A 14,166-nucleotide genomic window follows, 5' to 3' on the forward strand; every position below is an offset into this window, starting at 1 on the left:
GGTTTTCAGCAAAAACGCGATAGCGCGATTCAGGCAAAGGCGGAAGAAAGGACAGAGCGGACAGGCTGCGAGACCAGTTGCTTCTGGACTTCGCAGACGCGCTCGCGCTGACGTTCGTCCAGGGTCAGGTGAAAATGCTGACCGTCGCTGCGCTCCTCAAAACGAACAATCCCCTCCCGGTCAATCCGGGCGATCCCCGGACGGGAGAGCCCGAAGTACCCCTGCTCGGGGCGCACCGCGTAGAGCACCGCAGTCAAGTCCCAGGTGGGACGATCGTAGGGCATGGGCAAGTAACGTCCATAGGCGTGCACGAGCGGATGCTCCGCACACCAGTTGAAATCATGTACCAGCGATGCCGCCGGATACAGCACCTGTAAGCCGATTTCGAGGCCGGAGAAGTAAATCGGGCGGGGGCAGGCTCCAATAAACGAGCAGGCACTGGCCACATCACAGCGGATATTGTACTCCCGGTTTTTCATGCTGAGGTTGGCCTGCACAGACTCGGAAAAATCCGCTGCCATCATGACGACATGCTTTACCTTGCGAGCAAAAAGCTCCAGCCCGTCAAGCGCGCTGAACTCGTCCTCCCCGCTTTTGAAAAGATGTGCAAGGTTGGTCGAAAAACCGATCATCACAATGACCACGGACCGGTCTTCCGCCGCCGCCAGACGAGAGCGCAAAACGCTCACGGCATCCGGGTAACCACTCTGGGAGGGAACCGTGGTGGAAAACATCGCCGTGCCGTCTTCGCCCTTGAGGCCGACAACTTCCTCGATGAAATTTCCCTTCTCCGGCAGCGGAGTCACCCCGTCACGCACCTTCCCGACAGGGATGTGACCGTAACCATAAAATGTGTTAAAGAGGTCAACGAACGCTGGCGCATAAGGGTTGTCCTTGCTGACCACTACACCGATAAGCTCGCACTCTCCCCTGCTCTGGAATGCGTGCAGCATGGCCAACGCCAGAGCGTCGTCGATGTCGTTACCCATGTCGGTATCGAGAATTATTTGCACCGGGGCTTTTATCATGGTCGGCAATTCAGGGAAGTGTGTGTGCGCCCGAACCGAGGCAAGGGGCGCGAAGCGGATGGGTTATCCAGCAGGCTTTCGGCATCACCAAGCCTGGCTGATCGCGGGTTCGCATAGATAATATCATGAACCCGAAAATAAACAATATGACAGATCTGCTATGCGTAGTACATTCCTGCGCGCGCCGCGCCTCACCCGGCGCGGAACGACCGGCCAAAGAAAAACGACCGCCCTTGCCACCCCCTGCCCACGAATAGCATATGCATTCAAAAAACGTCCCCAATCGCCTATTAATTTGACTCTCATTGAGATCATTCTACGGCTTACTGCTGTGCTGACTCCCCATTTTTCCGTCTTGAAAGACTTCGACACCAAGTCGGCCAAACTGGTCTTCGCAGGTATCCACCGCAAGGCAGACAACGTGCGGGAACACGCGCACGACTGCCTGGAACTGATCCTGATAAACAAAGGATCGTGCGTCGTCACCACAGGTGGCAACAGCCTGCACGCGCGCGAGGGCGACATGCTCATGATACCCGCCCGCCTCGTCCATGACCAGGTCTCCGACGGGTACATTGATACGGTTTACTGCGGCTTGCATGAACCGCGCGCGCTCGGCCTGTCCGAGCCCCAGGTCGTCCATCTGGACAACACCTCCTTCATCGCCGCCAGCATGCAGTTGCTAGCCTCGATATCCCTCACCCAGATGGACGCCTCCCCCCCGGCCACCGAGCACCTGCTCGCAGCCATGCTGGAGGAGTTGAACCATCAGCGGGCGATGAGCCAGTTCCTCGTCCAGATGCCGGCCCGCCTGCGGGCCGCGCTTCGATTCATTCAGGAGAACCTGGATCAGCCGCTCACAATCGACTCACTGGCCGGCGAAGTCTGCGTCAGCCCCGGAAACCTGCACATGATGTTCCGCAAGCATCTTAACACCAGCCCGATGAACTACATACTCGACCTGCGCATGCAGACCGCGCGCACGATCCTGCAAACGCCTTATCTGTCGGTCAAAGAAGTCTCGGCTATTTGCGGCTACGCTGACGTCAACCACTTCGTGAGAACGTTTCGCCGGGTACACGGAGCCCCTCCCGGGCAATGGCGGGACAGCCAGAACTAACGGCTCGGCGGCACGGCCCAAGGCCCCATACACAGTCACGCAAAGAAGCCGTGAATCCAGCGCAGGGGGTGCTTTGGTGCTAGTAATTGCTGGAATGTCATATTGCGCTCTTTTGCCGAAAAAGGTAATCTCAAGGGGTACCCAGCCGAATGTCAGACGGCATTCGCAACAGCACCCAAGCACAATAACCCCGGCACTTGTTATGAATTATCATCACCTCATCCCTCTGGTGGCTTTTGCCTCGACCGGAATCGTCACCCAACTCAACGCGCAATCGCAAGTCTTCGGAGAAAACTTCGACGGGCTCACCAGCGGCGTCACCATCACCACCGAAAACACGGACTTCACCTACGTGCGCACGGCCGGAGCCGCGCCCTACAACGGCACGCTCACGACGCAAAACAGCAGCTTTGGCTCCGGCACCAGCCTGCGCCTGCTCAGTTCCGGCTACGGCAGCACGCCCAATTTCGTCGGCGTCGGCGCCAACGACCTGGCCAAGTCTTCGGTCTATTCGCTCTCCGTCGATCTCACCACCAACCTCTGGCAGACCGGCAGTTCCAGCTACATCATGATGGGCGACTGGACCACCGGGTCGGCCAATCAGGTCTATAACCCGAACACCACCATCACCACCAACGGTGTTTCCCATACCACCATCGGCCAGCAGTCCCTCTTTGCCCTCCGCATCGTCGGCAGCACTGCGCTCAGCGGTGGCTACCTGCAAACGATCAACCAGGACGGCAGCACCACAAACATTGTGGACGGCAACAGCAACCAGATCGTCCTCTCCAACACCGGGAAATACAGCCTGCACATCGTTGCCAACGGCAGCAGCAGCGCGATTGAGCTGGACGGCCAGACCATCGGCGCCTCCACCATGGGGATCTACCTGAACAACGTGCTTCTCGGCTTTGCCTCAATCGCCGAAGGGGTCGAGGAGGCCAGCGCCTTCCGCATCTTCTCCTCCGGCAACAGCAGCGGCAATCTTCAGAATATCATCGAGCTGGACAATTTTAACCTCTGGGACGGCGCGGTGTCCCCCATCCCCGAAAGCTCCTCCTACGGAATTTTCGCGGGTCTTGCTGCTCTCTGTCTGTTGGGAGTCATGCGCCGCAAAAAGTCCTGCCTGCCTGCTTCGCGCCAGTCCTGAGTTTGATCGTCTAATCTGGGTCGCGCTTGCGTTATTTAATCCGCCGGCAGGGTCGGAAACTCCGGCCCTGCCCCGCGAAATCAGCCCCATTCACGGATGTATGTATGATGAAAATACCCCGCATAGAGAACGACTCCCATCCGCTTGACCGGAACGCCCCTTCCGGCTTTTCCCTCATTGAGCTACTGGTTGTCATCGTCGTGATCGGCATCCTCGGCTCACTCATCATCGGTGCCGTGCAACACGTGCGCACCATGTCCAAGCGCGTGGCATCGACCAGCAACCTGCGCTCGATCGGCCAGGGCTTCGGTTTTTACCTGGCTGACAACAACAACACCTACTTCGGAGCCGGCCCCGGCTCGGGGGCCTCTGGCCCGACCTACGAAGCCCGCGGCTACTACCGGTGGCCGCAACGCCTGGGGCCGTACATGAATCTGGAAGGGGAGATTCTCAACCTGACGACCTCGGAAGGTGACACCGTGCAGGTGCTTGCGAACGCCTACCGCCACGCCGTCTTTCACACCCCCTTTACTGACGAGAGACACTGGAAGCAGGGCGATGATATCGGAAAAAATTCGACGATGGGTATTTACGGCATCAACACGAAAATCGCCATCGGCGCCAACAGAGACGGCCTGAACATCACCGGCGTCCATGCGCTCGATATCCGTAACCCTTCGCGAACAATCCTGATGGGCGAACACTTTGCCGGGCCGGAATACACGGGCGAATCAGTCAGCACCGCGGGCGTCGAACTCCACCGTTCCGGCCCCTATCCCGACAGAAGCAACGGACTTGCCTCAAACACCCTCGGGGGCAGCAGCGACACCGGACCGACCATGATTCTGTTCGCGGATGGCCATGTCGAAAGCATTGAAATTTCCGAGTTGGACCCCTGGCCAGATACTGAAGCTAACCGGACCGGCATCACCTTCCTGCCCTGAGTTTAGCTCAGCACACCGTCCCGGCCTTCCGCTTTTGTCCCTCGCCAACCTTCTTACACTCGATGCGCTTCCGGCTGAACATTGCCTGTAGAGCGTAATCTTTCTTTTCCCACGTCTTCATGTCCGACGCTAGCCTTGGTCCTCTGGACTATGTGGTGATGACCCTGTACTTCATCGCCATCATCCCAATCGGTACTGGATATCGACGCTGATGACCTTCGGCATGATTTTCCTGGCTTACGCATTGGCCAAGATCCGGCGCAGCCAACCCGAAATAGGCAACGGCCTGACCATTTTTGCCCCAGCCTCCACCCACGCGAACAAGTCATGAATACCCATCCGGCAATCGTCGTTTACGGCAGTATAAACATCGACATGATCGTCGAAGCGGCCCACCTCCCGCGTCCGGGCGAAACCGTACTTGGCAATGACTTTCGCATGTCCTGTGGCGGCAAAGGAGCCAACCAGGCGGTCGCCGCCGCCAAGGCCGGAGCAGACGTCGCTTTCATCGGGCGCATCGGTCAGGACGGCTTCGGCGGGCGCGCGCTGGAAAGCCTTAGCAAGGTGGGCATCGACACGAGCCGGATCGGAATCGACCCGACCAGCCACACAGGAGTCGCGCTCATCAGCGTCGCTCCCTCTGGCGAGAACCAGATAACCGTCTCCTCCGGCGCTAACGCGTTTCTGAGCAAAACGGACATCCGCCGCTCAGCCCCCGCACTGGCGCAAGCCCGGATCGCTCTCGCCCAACTCGAAATCCCTCTATCAGCAGTCTGCGAGGCGGCAATGCTAGCCGCAGAAAACGGCATCCCCTTCATCCTCAATCCAGCTCCGGCCTTCGCCCTCCCCCGCGACCTGCTTGAACTCACGAGCTTCATCACCCCCAACGAGAGCGAATGCGAAATTTTAACCGGCATCAGGCCGGACAGTAAATCCGCCCTCGGCAAGGCCGCTGAGCAACTCATGGCTCAAGGGGTCAAGGGTGTCCTCATAACACTGGGCAAGCGGGGGACCTACTTCGCCACCGCCGAACGGCACCTGCTGATCGAAGCCTTCCCGGTGCAGGCCCGCGACACGACCGGGGCCGGAGACACCTTTAACGGTGCCTTCGCGGTCGCCCTGGCCGACGGGTTAGCCCCCGAGGAAGCCATCCGTTTCGCCAACGCGGCTGCGGCCCTCTCCGTCACCCGCACCGGTACCCATGACGCCGCTCCGCTCCGCAGCGAAATCCAGAGCCATCTCGCCAAAGCAAGTCCTCAAACTGCCTGATCGACGATTCCGGAGCGGCCCAGGGAGGACATTCGCCCCGGATAAATAGCATCACCCCGTTTCTGAAGAACAAAACCACGACCCCCATAGCGCTCGGTACGAATTCACGCATTGACACGGGCTCCCATTTATTTTTTCATTGAAAAAATAAATAACCCCAACCGCAAACTTACCGTAGCAATGACCACATCCAATAAAAGTCCTCGCCTATCCATCCACAACACACGGGCATCCATGGGCAACCTCGCCGCCCGCCTCGTGAACGACGAAATTACCCACCTGGTGAAATCGAAGGGACGCGCCCGCATCATGATGGCCTGTGCTCCCTCTCAGGACGATTATTTCGAGGCACTGGTCCCCCTCGCCCGCCAACAACCCGAGATCTGGAAAAAGGTCACGGTCTTCCACATGGACGACTATGTCGGGCTCTCTGCCGACCAGCCGCAGAGTTTCCGCTTTTACCTGCGCAGTCACTTCCTCGATCACGTCGAGGTGGCGGAGTTTCACCCGCTCGGGGCCGATGCGGCCTCCCCTGAGGAGGAAGCCCGCCGCTATGGGGAAATGCTCACCGCTGAGCCGATTGACATCATCAGCATGGGCATTGGCGAGAACGGCCACATCGCCTTCAACGATCCGCCCGTGGCCGATTTTAATGACTCTCAGGCCGTGAAAGTCGTTGAAATGGACGCCGTCTGCCGTCAGCAGCAAGTCAACGACGGCTGCTTCCCGAACATCGACGCCGTCCCCCGCCACGCGCTCAGCGTCACCTTGCCGGTCTTCGCCAGCGCCGGGTTGCTGTGCTGCATCGCCCCGACCGAGCGCAAGGCCGCCGCCGTGCGTGACACACTCACCGCCCCCGTCGGCACAGAGTGTCCCGCCACCCTTCTGCGCACGCATCCGCGCTCCACCCTGCTGGTGGATGAGCCCGCCGCCTCGCTGCTTTCGCCCGAGGTGCGCAAGGCGTTCTCCTGCTCCTGCCAACACTGACCTTCGCGCCACCATGTTCACCGACTTGACGGACCTCCAGGTCAACGGCTTCGCCGGAGTAGATTTCCAGCAGGACGACCTCCCGCTCGCAGAGGTTCAGCGGGCCGTGCACACCCTTCACGCGCACGGCACCGCCCGCATCCTCTGCACCCTGATTACGGACCGGGTGGACGCTCTTTGCCGACGGCTGGAGCACCTGGAAAAACTCCGCAGCCAGTGCCCCGAGGTAGCCGCAACCATCGTCGGCTATCACCTCGAAGGCCCCTGGCTCTCGTCCGAACCCGGCTACCACGGTGCCCATGAGCCGGACAAAATGGTCCCGCCCACCTCGCAGGATGCCGACCGGCTGATCGCCGCTTCGGGCGGTCTCGTCCGGCTCGTCACCCTCGCCCCGGAAGTCCCCGGCGCGGACGTCGTGACGGCGCACCTGTGCTCACGCGGCGTACGGGTCTCCGCCGGCCACACCAACGCTGACGAAGCCTCCATCGACCGCTGTATTTCCGCCGGAATGAGCCTGTGTACCCACTTGGGCAATGCCGTTCCCCCGAGCCTCCACCGCCACGATAACATTATCCAGCGCCTGCTGGCCCGGGACGAGTTGACGGCGGTCTTTATCCCCGACGGGATTCACCTGCCGCCACCCGTCCTGAAAAACCTCGTGCGCGCCAAGCCGGCGGGGCGCGTGCTGTTCACGACGGACTGCATGTCCGCCGCAGGCGGTCCTCCCGGACAATACATCTTCGGGCGGCACACGCTCGAAGTCGGTGCCGACGGGGTCGTTCGTGAACCGGGGAAGCCGAATTTCGCGGGCTCGTCGCTGACCATGGACCGCGCCGTAGAAAATGTCGTCCGCTTCCTCGGCTGGTCTCCCGAAGAGGCCCACGCCGCCTGCTCAAGCCACGTCAACGAAGTGCTCGGCCTGTAAGCACTCTTCCCCACGGCCTCGGGCTATCCGCCTCGTATTGCCGCCCCGAGCGCTTTCAACGGCACGGTTGACATTTCAACGTCGCCGGTGGACGCTCAATTATTCAGTGATGGAAGCTTTTGACAACGCCTGGCCGTTTCACGCCCCCGAGCAGGGCGTTTACAACCAGAAAACCGCCGCCGAGAACAACCGGCGCAACATTCTGGGCCTGATCGCGCGCCGGCGTTGCCTGACCCAGCGGGAGCTCCGGCAAACCACCGGCCTGCAAGCCTCCACCATCTACAACATTGTCACCGCCCTGAAGAAGCAGGGGCTGGTCCGCGAAGGTGCCCAGATCATCGCGGACCGCGTCGGACCGAAAGAGACCGAGCTGGAAATCGTCCCCGACTGCCTCTGGAGCGCGGGCATCGCGCTCGACCGGCAGGGGCACCGTCTCACCCTGCTTAACGCCTGCGGCCACACCCTCGCCTCTGAAGACCTGCCGCCCGGCCTGCCCAATGAGAGGCTCATCCCCACCCTCGCCGAGCGTATCCGCCGTTGCGCCGGTGCCGCCGGGCTCACGCTGGAAACTTTCGGCGGAGCCGGTATCAGTGTGCCGGGCGTCGTTGACCCGGTCAGCGGGACCGTGCGGATATCCCGCTCCCTGGGCATGAAGGATTTCGCCCTCAGCCAGCCGCTCTCGCAAGCTCTGGACGGGCCCGTCTGGGTGGAGCGCAATGTCTCCTGCGGCGCCTACGCCGAGCAAACCGTCGGCACCGCCCGCGAACAAAATTCGTTCATCTACTTCAGCCTGCGCCTGGGCACGGATCGCAAGCCCCAGATGGGGATGGCGCTGGTCATGGCAGAAAAACTCTTCCGGGGAGAAAACTCCGCCGCCGGTGAAATCGAAAGCCTCTTCACCCGCACCCCGGACGGGGCAACCCCTTCCGAAGCCCCTTTGACAACAGACAACACGGAGGCGTTTTACCAAACCCTCGCCCGGCGCTTGACCGCTATCGTGGATATTCTCGACATCAATTGCGTCGTCTTCGCCTGCAATGACGAGAGCCTGAGCGTCGAGCGCTTCCGGCAACTCGAACACAACCTGAGCGAGGGGCTTGTCCCTGTCCCCACACGCCGCGTCCAACTCCTGCGCTCCAGCATCGGAAGCAACGGCATCCTCATCGGCAGCGCGCTGCTCGCCCTCCACCGGGGGCTGGAACTCTACCGCGCCGGGCAGGCCGAATAATCCCGGCCCCGGACACGCCCCCCACTCCACCGGTAAGACCGCCGCCTTCCCCGCCTACTCGGCGTAAGGGATCGTCGTCATCAGCGTAAAGTTCGGCTGGGTCACATCCAGCCGCGAGTACTGCACGATGACCGGTTGGTCACTGGCCACTTCGATCCCGTAGGGGACATCCCGCGGCACCTCGACTCCGCCCAGCATCTCGGGCTTGTGCATGCCGATGTGGCGGTTGCTGCGGGCAGGCAGCTTCAAGCCCTTGATTTCGATGGGCTCGCGACCGTCAAAGTACAGGATAAAATCCAGCGTGGCGTCTGCCGCCCCCACATTCAGGACGCAGACCGACTCATGGCCCTCCCAGGTTTCACCCCGCCCGCAACTGGGCAGGTACGCATCCGCGATGTACCAGCGTGTTTTGCCGGCGGAGGAGGTCGAGGTATTGCTCATAAGGGTGTTCGATAAAAGGGTGTGTTTCTTACCGGATAATGAAATCCTGCTCGTTGCGCGTCAGCCACATTTTTCCGTTCTGGGACAGGGGGCAGCGGCCTCATGAACCTTTTGACGGCAACAATACAGGCAGGCTGATTGCTGCCATAAGTGAAAATGAATCCTACCGCGCCGCCTCAGCCGAAGCAGCCTCACTGACGGAGATATTCGCGTAAGTGGCGGCGCGAGTCCACATATGGCGCAGCCCGATTCGGCCCTTGTTTACGGGTGGTTTTTGCGAGAGGTCCCAGCGGAACAGCCGCTGCTCGTCCGCATTGCTGACGTTCATGAATAGCTCGTCGCCCTTGCGCACCAGCGTGATGTGATGCGGCACACCGGGCTGGAACAGCCCCGTGCCGGAAAAGTCCGGCTCCAGCGCCATCTGCGCGAACGGATTCGGCCCGGAGTAGATCGAAGTCGGGTAACGCCGGGCGCGGACGTAGGAAGAGGCATCAGTCGCTCCCGGCTCATTCGTGTAGGCCGCAAAGCTGATGTGGAGCAGGTTCATGTGGTTGAAGTAAGTCTTCATGTAGGGAATCGTCCTCAAGTCGCTCCACTCGACGATATCCTCGACGTACGGCTCGGGCCCCGCCCCCGTCGCATAGAGGAATAGGATGTTCACGTAGTTATACACCGTGTCCATCCGGGTGTAATCGAACTCCAGCTTGAGGTCGCCCTCGAAGCTATCCTTGGTCCAGAGCACCGCGTGGGAGGCATTGTCGTCGGGAATCGGCCCGGCAGCGAAAAACATCCCGTCCTCGTGGTTCTCCAGCGTGGCCTTGCGCCCATCAAGGAACCATTTTTCGCTCCAGTCGCCCTGCCCGGAGTCTTCAAAAACCACTTCCCACGGCTCCGCCAGGGCGGCCTCGTAAGCCTCACGGTAGCTTTCCTGACCCTCGCAAGCCAGCGGCAAAGCCAGCGCGCAGGCGGCGGCAACCGTCCGCCCAAGTTGCGAAGACCGCCGGGGAAGAGATTTCGCGGCCAGGTTCTGTGGCACGGGAGTCTCCGCTCCCAAGTTTCTTTTATTCATGGTGGTCGGTTGGTCAGGGTTCGAGAAGTGAGCGGGGCGATCAGCGGTCTTGAACCGGAATGCCCCTGATTCCGGCACTCCCGCAAACTCCAAGACCAGCACGAGCTACCCCATTAACATCCGGGCCCGTCCACCTCGCTTCAAGCCCAATAAGCAGCCAAATCATTATCAAAATCGCCCACCGCAAAGAACGCCCCGGGGTCACCTGTCGGCAAACCGGGAACATTCTCGCCGTTCTGTACGTCGCAGGAAGCATACAAGCGCCGGAAGACGAATCATCCGCAATACCGGCCCCGAAACGGGCTTCGCCGGAGGCGGCAAGAAAAGACTGGTTTCGCCGGGGCAAAACCTCTATCAGTAACCGTCTTGGCTCTATCTGCCCACTCGGCAGAGGGAGCCCTTTGGTGGGCAACCGCTAAAGTACGCCTCAACGGCGAAGTTCATGGATCATTTGCCAATTCGAGTCATCTTACCAATAAGTACCTAGAAGCACCGGCACCAACAAGGACCTGACGGCAACGAACGTCTAACCAGGAAAATTTGCTTGAAGCAGCCACTGCATACATCTTCCCACATCGCAGAGGGGGCAGACGCCACCAGCGTTGACGCTGCCCTGGCGCTCTACCGCTGGATGCGCCTCTCGCGTGAAATCGAACGCCTCGAAGCCCGCCTGATCAAGCGCGGCGAAGCCTTCTTCCACGTCGAATGCGCCGGGCACGAGGCCATGGCCGCGCTGGCGGAGTTTCTCGGCCCGCAGGACTGGCTCCACTGCCACTACCGCGACCGCGCCCTCCAGCTCGCCCGCGGGGTGAAGCCCGAGGCCATCTTCGACGCGCTCTTCGGCAACGCCCGCTCCAGTTCCAAGGGACGGCAGCTCAACACCATGCACTCCGACCGCGAGCTGCATGTGATGACCATGCCCACCGCCGTCTCCAACAACCTCCTGCCCGCCGTCGGCGTGGCTGCCGAGGTCAGGGACCAGCCCGAAAAGCCGCTCGTTTACTGCTCCGTCGGCGATGGCGGCACCCAGCAGGGGGATTTCTTCGAGGCTGTGGCCGAGGCCGTTCGCAATAACCTGCCCGTCCTCTTCGTCGTGCAGGACAACCACTTCGCCCTCTCCACCGTGACCGAGGGCAAGACCTTTTACTCCCTGCCCGGCGGCAAGCACTACGAGCTTTTCGGCCTGGAGATGACCCGCCTCGACGGGCGCGACGCCCTCGCCGTGCGCGACGGCTTCAAGCAGGTCTGCGCCAAAATGCGCGAAGACCGCGGCCCGGCCCTCGTGCTGCTGGAGGCCGAGCGCCTCGGCAGCCACTCCAACGCCGACGACCAGAGCCTTTACCGCACGCCTGAGCAAATCGACCAACTCGCCCGCGAGGCAGACCCGGTCGCCCTCCTCGCCGGAAAACTGGCCGAACTCGGCGTCTCCGAGGACGACATCAAGCGCATCGACGAGGAATGCCGCCGCTGCGCCGAAGAGGCCGCCGACGATTCCCGCAAGGTGCCCGCGCCCGCCCTCGCCCCTGAGGTCAAGCGCCCGCTCTCCTCGCACTACCTTTCCAACAAGGAATACACCGGCAAGGCCGGAAAGGCCGAGCTGTCCATGCGCGAGTCCATCCTGGAAGTCTTGCGCCAGGAACTGGAAACGAACCCCGCCGTTAGCCTCTACGGGGAGGACATCGAAGACCCCAAGGGCGACGCCTTCGGCGTGACCAAGGGCCTCTCCACCGCCTATCCCGGCCGCGTGTGCAACTCCCCGCTGGCCGAGTCCACCATCATCGGCACCGCCATCGGCCGCGCCATGGCCGGGGGCCAGCCCGTTGCCTTCGTCCAGTTCGCGGACTTCTTCCCGCTCGTTTACAACCAGTTCCACAGCGAGCTGGCCATCACCTACTGGCGCAGCGCCGGGGAGTGGGAATGCCCGGTCATTCTCATGGTCTCCTGCGGCGGCTATCGCCCCGGCACCGGCCCGACCCACACCCAGACGATGGAGGCCATCGCCGCCCACAGTCCGGGCGTGGATGTCTTCATGCCCTCGAATGCCGGGGATGCCGCCGGAATGCTCCGCGCGGCCTTCGCCTCGCGCCGCCCCGCCGTCTTCTTTTACCCGAAAAACCTCCTCAACAACCGCGGCCTGGGCACTTCCACCGACATCGACCGGCACTGGGTCCCCGCTGGACGCGCCCGGCTGAGCCGTGAGGGGACGGACCTCACGCTCGTCGGCTGGGGCAACACCCTCCCGCTGTGCGAAGAAGCCGCCGAGGCCCTCGACACGCTCGGGGTTTCCAGCACCGTGATTGACCTGCGCAGCCTCAGCCCCTGGGACAAACCGCTCGTGACCAAATGGGCGGAAAAGACCGGCAGGCTCGTGGTTGTGCACGAAGATTCGCTTTCCTACGGGCCGGGCGCGGAAATCTGCGCCGGGGTCGTCGAGGCCGCCCAAAGCCCCGTGGCCGTCCGCCGCGTGGCCCGGCCCGACACCTACGTGCCCTTCCACTTCCCCAGCCACCTGGAGACGCTGCCCTCGGTGCGCAGCATCGTCACCGCCGCCGCCGACCTGCTCAAGCTTGAGCTCGGCTGGAAGCGCGAAGCCGGGGACGACGACCAACTCTTTACCATTGAGGCGCTCGGCGTCTCCGCCTCCGACGACTCGGTGACCGTGGCCGAATGGCTGGTCGAGCCGGGCAAGGAGGTCAAGGTGGACGACGTGCTCGGCGTCTTCGAGTCCGACAAGGCCGCCGCCGACCTGCTCTCCCCGCAGAGTGGCACGGTTGAGGAAATCCTCGTCGAGGCCGGGGGCACCGTCCGCGTGGGCACACCGATCCTGCGCCTGCGCGTGGCCAACGAAATTGCCGCTGCTGCCGACTCCGCCCGCCGCGTCAAGGAAACCCCGTACCTGCTTTCCGAACCGGAAAAGCCCGCCGCCGAGGCCGCTTCCACCGTCGAAGCGCCCGCCATTGTCAGCCCGAAGACGCACTTCGTGGGCATCTCCGGCATCGCCTCGTCGACGGGCACGCGGCAGATTTCCAACGCCGAGTTGTTAAAACTCTTCCCCGACAGCACGGAGGAAAAACTCATCCGTCAGTGCGGCATCCACTCGCGCCCGTGGGTCTCCAAGGGCGAGAACGTCCTCACCCTGGCCGTGGACGCCGCCACCCGCCTGCTGAGCAAGACCGACCTGCCCGTCGAAAAGCTCGACCTGATTATCTGCTCGACCACCACCCCGGACATCGCGACGCCTTCGCTCGCCTGTCGCCTGCTGCACGCCATCGGCGGCGACTACGAATGCCCGGCCTTTGACATCAGCGCGGCCTGCTCGGGCTATATTTACGGCCTCGGGCTGGCCCACGACTTCCTGCGCGGTCGCCCGGACGCCCGCGTGCTTATGGTCACCTCCGAGGTGATGAGCCCCCTGCTCGACATGGAGGACTACGACACGGCCATCCTCTTCGGCGACGCCGCCACCGCCACCCTGCTCGAAGGCCCCGCCGTCGCGGACAAGCCCAAGCTCTGGCTACACCGGCCCGCCCTCGCCGCCGAAGGCGAGACGGGCGAGTTCCTCTCTGTGCCGCTGCCCGACCCGAAGACCAAGATCTCCATGAGCGGAGGCAGGGTCTTCCAGAAGGCCGTGCGCAAGATGCGCTACATGCTCGAAACCGTCTGCGAGCAGTGCGACACGCCTCCGACTTCGCTGGAGGGGATCATCCCCCACCAGGCCAACGACCGCATCCTCGACGCGGTCGCACGCCAGCTCCACATTGAGCCCGAGCGCGTCTGGCGCAACGTCAAGCTGACCGGTAACACCTCCTCCAGCTCCATCCCGCTATGCCTGGAAGAGAACCTGCACCGCATCAGCCCCGGAGCCAAGTACGGGCTGGTCGCCTTTGGCGGCGGCTACACCTACGCAGGCGCTATCGCCCACGGGGCCTGAGCTTATACCGGTACAGACAAAAGCTTATATTTACTATCCACTGCGTCTGTGATACAGAAGGCCTGCTCATAATT

At 62.1% G+C, this 14,166-nt stretch carries 11 protein-coding genes; 8 read left to right on the forward strand and 3 right to left on the reverse strand.

Going from position 1 to position 14,166, the window contains the following annotated elements; genetic code table 11:
* Positions 1-29: 29 nt before the first annotated feature.
* Positions 30-1,028, reverse strand: coding sequence for a nucleoside hydrolase (locus tag H5P28_RS17240; RefSeq protein ID WP_185676933.1), 999 nt, complete (start codon positions 1,026-1,028; stop codon positions 30-32).
* Positions 1,029-1,383: 355 nt separating this feature from the next.
* Here H5P28_RS17240 and H5P28_RS17245 point away from each other — a divergent pair, with 355 nt between their 5' ends.
* From H5P28_RS17245 to H5P28_RS17275, 7 genes are all read left to right on the forward strand, one after another.
* The gene (locus tag H5P28_RS17245) at positions 1,384-2,148 is read left to right on the forward strand and encodes an AraC family transcriptional regulator (RefSeq protein WP_185676934.1); all 765 of its coding nucleotides are present in this window, start codon (positions 1,384-1,386) and stop codon (positions 2,146-2,148) included.
* A gap of 202 nt (positions 2,149-2,350) precedes the next feature.
* Complete coding sequence (locus tag H5P28_RS17250; RefSeq protein ID WP_185676935.1) at positions 2,351-3,298, forward strand: hypothetical protein; 948 nt, start codon at positions 2,351-2,353, stop codon at positions 3,296-3,298.
* Positions 3,299-3,402: 104 nt separating this feature from the next.
* A complete protein-coding gene (locus tag H5P28_RS17255; RefSeq protein ID WP_185676936.1) occupies positions 3,403-4,242 on the forward strand; it encodes a type II secretion system protein in 840 nt (279 codons plus the stop codon).
* Between the two features lie 327 nt (positions 4,243-4,569).
* Positions 4,570-5,511, forward strand: coding sequence for a ribokinase (gene rbsK, locus H5P28_RS17260; RefSeq protein ID WP_185676937.1), 942 nt, complete (start codon positions 4,570-4,572; stop codon positions 5,509-5,511).
* Positions 5,512-5,691: 180 nt separating this feature from the next.
* Positions 5,692-6,498: a glucosamine-6-phosphate deaminase gene (locus H5P28_RS17265; protein WP_185676938.1), complete on the forward strand. Its 807-nt coding sequence runs from the start codon at positions 5,692-5,694 to the stop codon at positions 6,496-6,498.
* A gap of 13 nt (positions 6,499-6,511) precedes the next feature.
* Positions 6,512-7,423: an N-acetylglucosamine-6-phosphate deacetylase gene (locus tag H5P28_RS17270; protein ID WP_185676939.1), complete on the forward strand. Its 912-nt coding sequence runs from the start codon at positions 6,512-6,514 to the stop codon at positions 7,421-7,423.
* Between the two features lie 109 nt (positions 7,424-7,532).
* Positions 7,533-8,651 (forward strand): ROK family transcriptional regulator, encoded by a 1,119-nt coding sequence (locus H5P28_RS17275; RefSeq protein WP_185676940.1) that lies wholly within the window; start codon positions 7,533-7,535, stop codon positions 8,649-8,651.
* Between the two features lie 54 nt (positions 8,652-8,705).
* Here the strand turns inward: H5P28_RS17275 and H5P28_RS17280 are convergent, their stop codons facing one another.
* Together H5P28_RS17280 and H5P28_RS17285 are read right to left on the reverse strand one after the other, a co-directional pair.
* Complete coding sequence (locus tag H5P28_RS17280; protein ID WP_185676941.1) at positions 8,706-9,092, reverse strand: sensory rhodopsin transducer; 387 nt, start codon at positions 9,090-9,092, stop codon at positions 8,706-8,708.
* 163 nt (positions 9,093-9,255) lie between these two features.
* Positions 9,256-10,161 (reverse strand): hypothetical protein, encoded by a 906-nt coding sequence (locus H5P28_RS17285; protein WP_185676942.1) that lies wholly within the window; start codon positions 10,159-10,161, stop codon positions 9,256-9,258.
* 544 nt (positions 10,162-10,705) lie between these two features.
* Between H5P28_RS17285 and H5P28_RS17290 the strand changes: the two genes are divergently transcribed.
* Positions 10,706-14,092 carry a beta-ketoacyl-ACP synthase 3 gene (locus H5P28_RS17290; protein WP_185676943.1) on the forward strand — a complete coding sequence of 1,129 codons (3,387 nt, stop codon included), beginning with the start codon at positions 10,706-10,708 and terminating at the stop codon, positions 14,090-14,092.
* Positions 14,093-14,166 lie beyond the last annotated feature (74 nt).

The sequence above is a fragment of the Ruficoccus amylovorans genome (assembly GCF_014230085.1).
Taxonomy (GTDB): Bacteria; Verrucomicrobiota; Verrucomicrobiia; order Opitutales; family Cerasicoccaceae; genus Ruficoccus; species Ruficoccus amylovorans.

Coding starts and splice junctions, on each gene's coding strand:
- H5P28_RS17275 (WP_185676940.1), top strand. CDS start 7,533: ATGGAAGCTTTTGACAACGCCTGGCCGTTTCACGCCCCCGAGCAGGGC.
- H5P28_RS17280 (WP_185676941.1), bottom strand. CDS start 9,092: ATGAGCAATACCTCGACCTCCTCCGCCGGCAAAACACGCTGGTACATC.
- rbsK (WP_185676937.1), top strand. CDS start 4,570: ATGAATACCCATCCGGCAATCGTCGTTTACGGCAGTATAAACATCGAC.
- H5P28_RS17285 (WP_185676942.1), bottom strand. CDS start 10,161: ATGAATAAAAGAAACTTGGGAGCGGAGACTCCCGTGCCACAGAACCTG.
- H5P28_RS17250 (WP_185676935.1), top strand. CDS start 2,351: ATGAATTATCATCACCTCATCCCTCTGGTGGCTTTTGCCTCGACCGGA.
- H5P28_RS17255 (WP_185676936.1), top strand. CDS start 3,403: ATGATGAAAATACCCCGCATAGAGAACGACTCCCATCCGCTTGACCGG.
- H5P28_RS17265 (WP_185676938.1), top strand. CDS start 5,692: ATGACCACATCCAATAAAAGTCCTCGCCTATCCATCCACAACACACGG.
- H5P28_RS17270 (WP_185676939.1), top strand. CDS start 6,512: ATGTTCACCGACTTGACGGACCTCCAGGTCAACGGCTTCGCCGGAGTA.
- H5P28_RS17240 (WP_185676933.1), bottom strand. CDS start 1,028: ATGATAAAAGCCCCGGTGCAAATAATTCTCGATACCGACATGGGTAAC.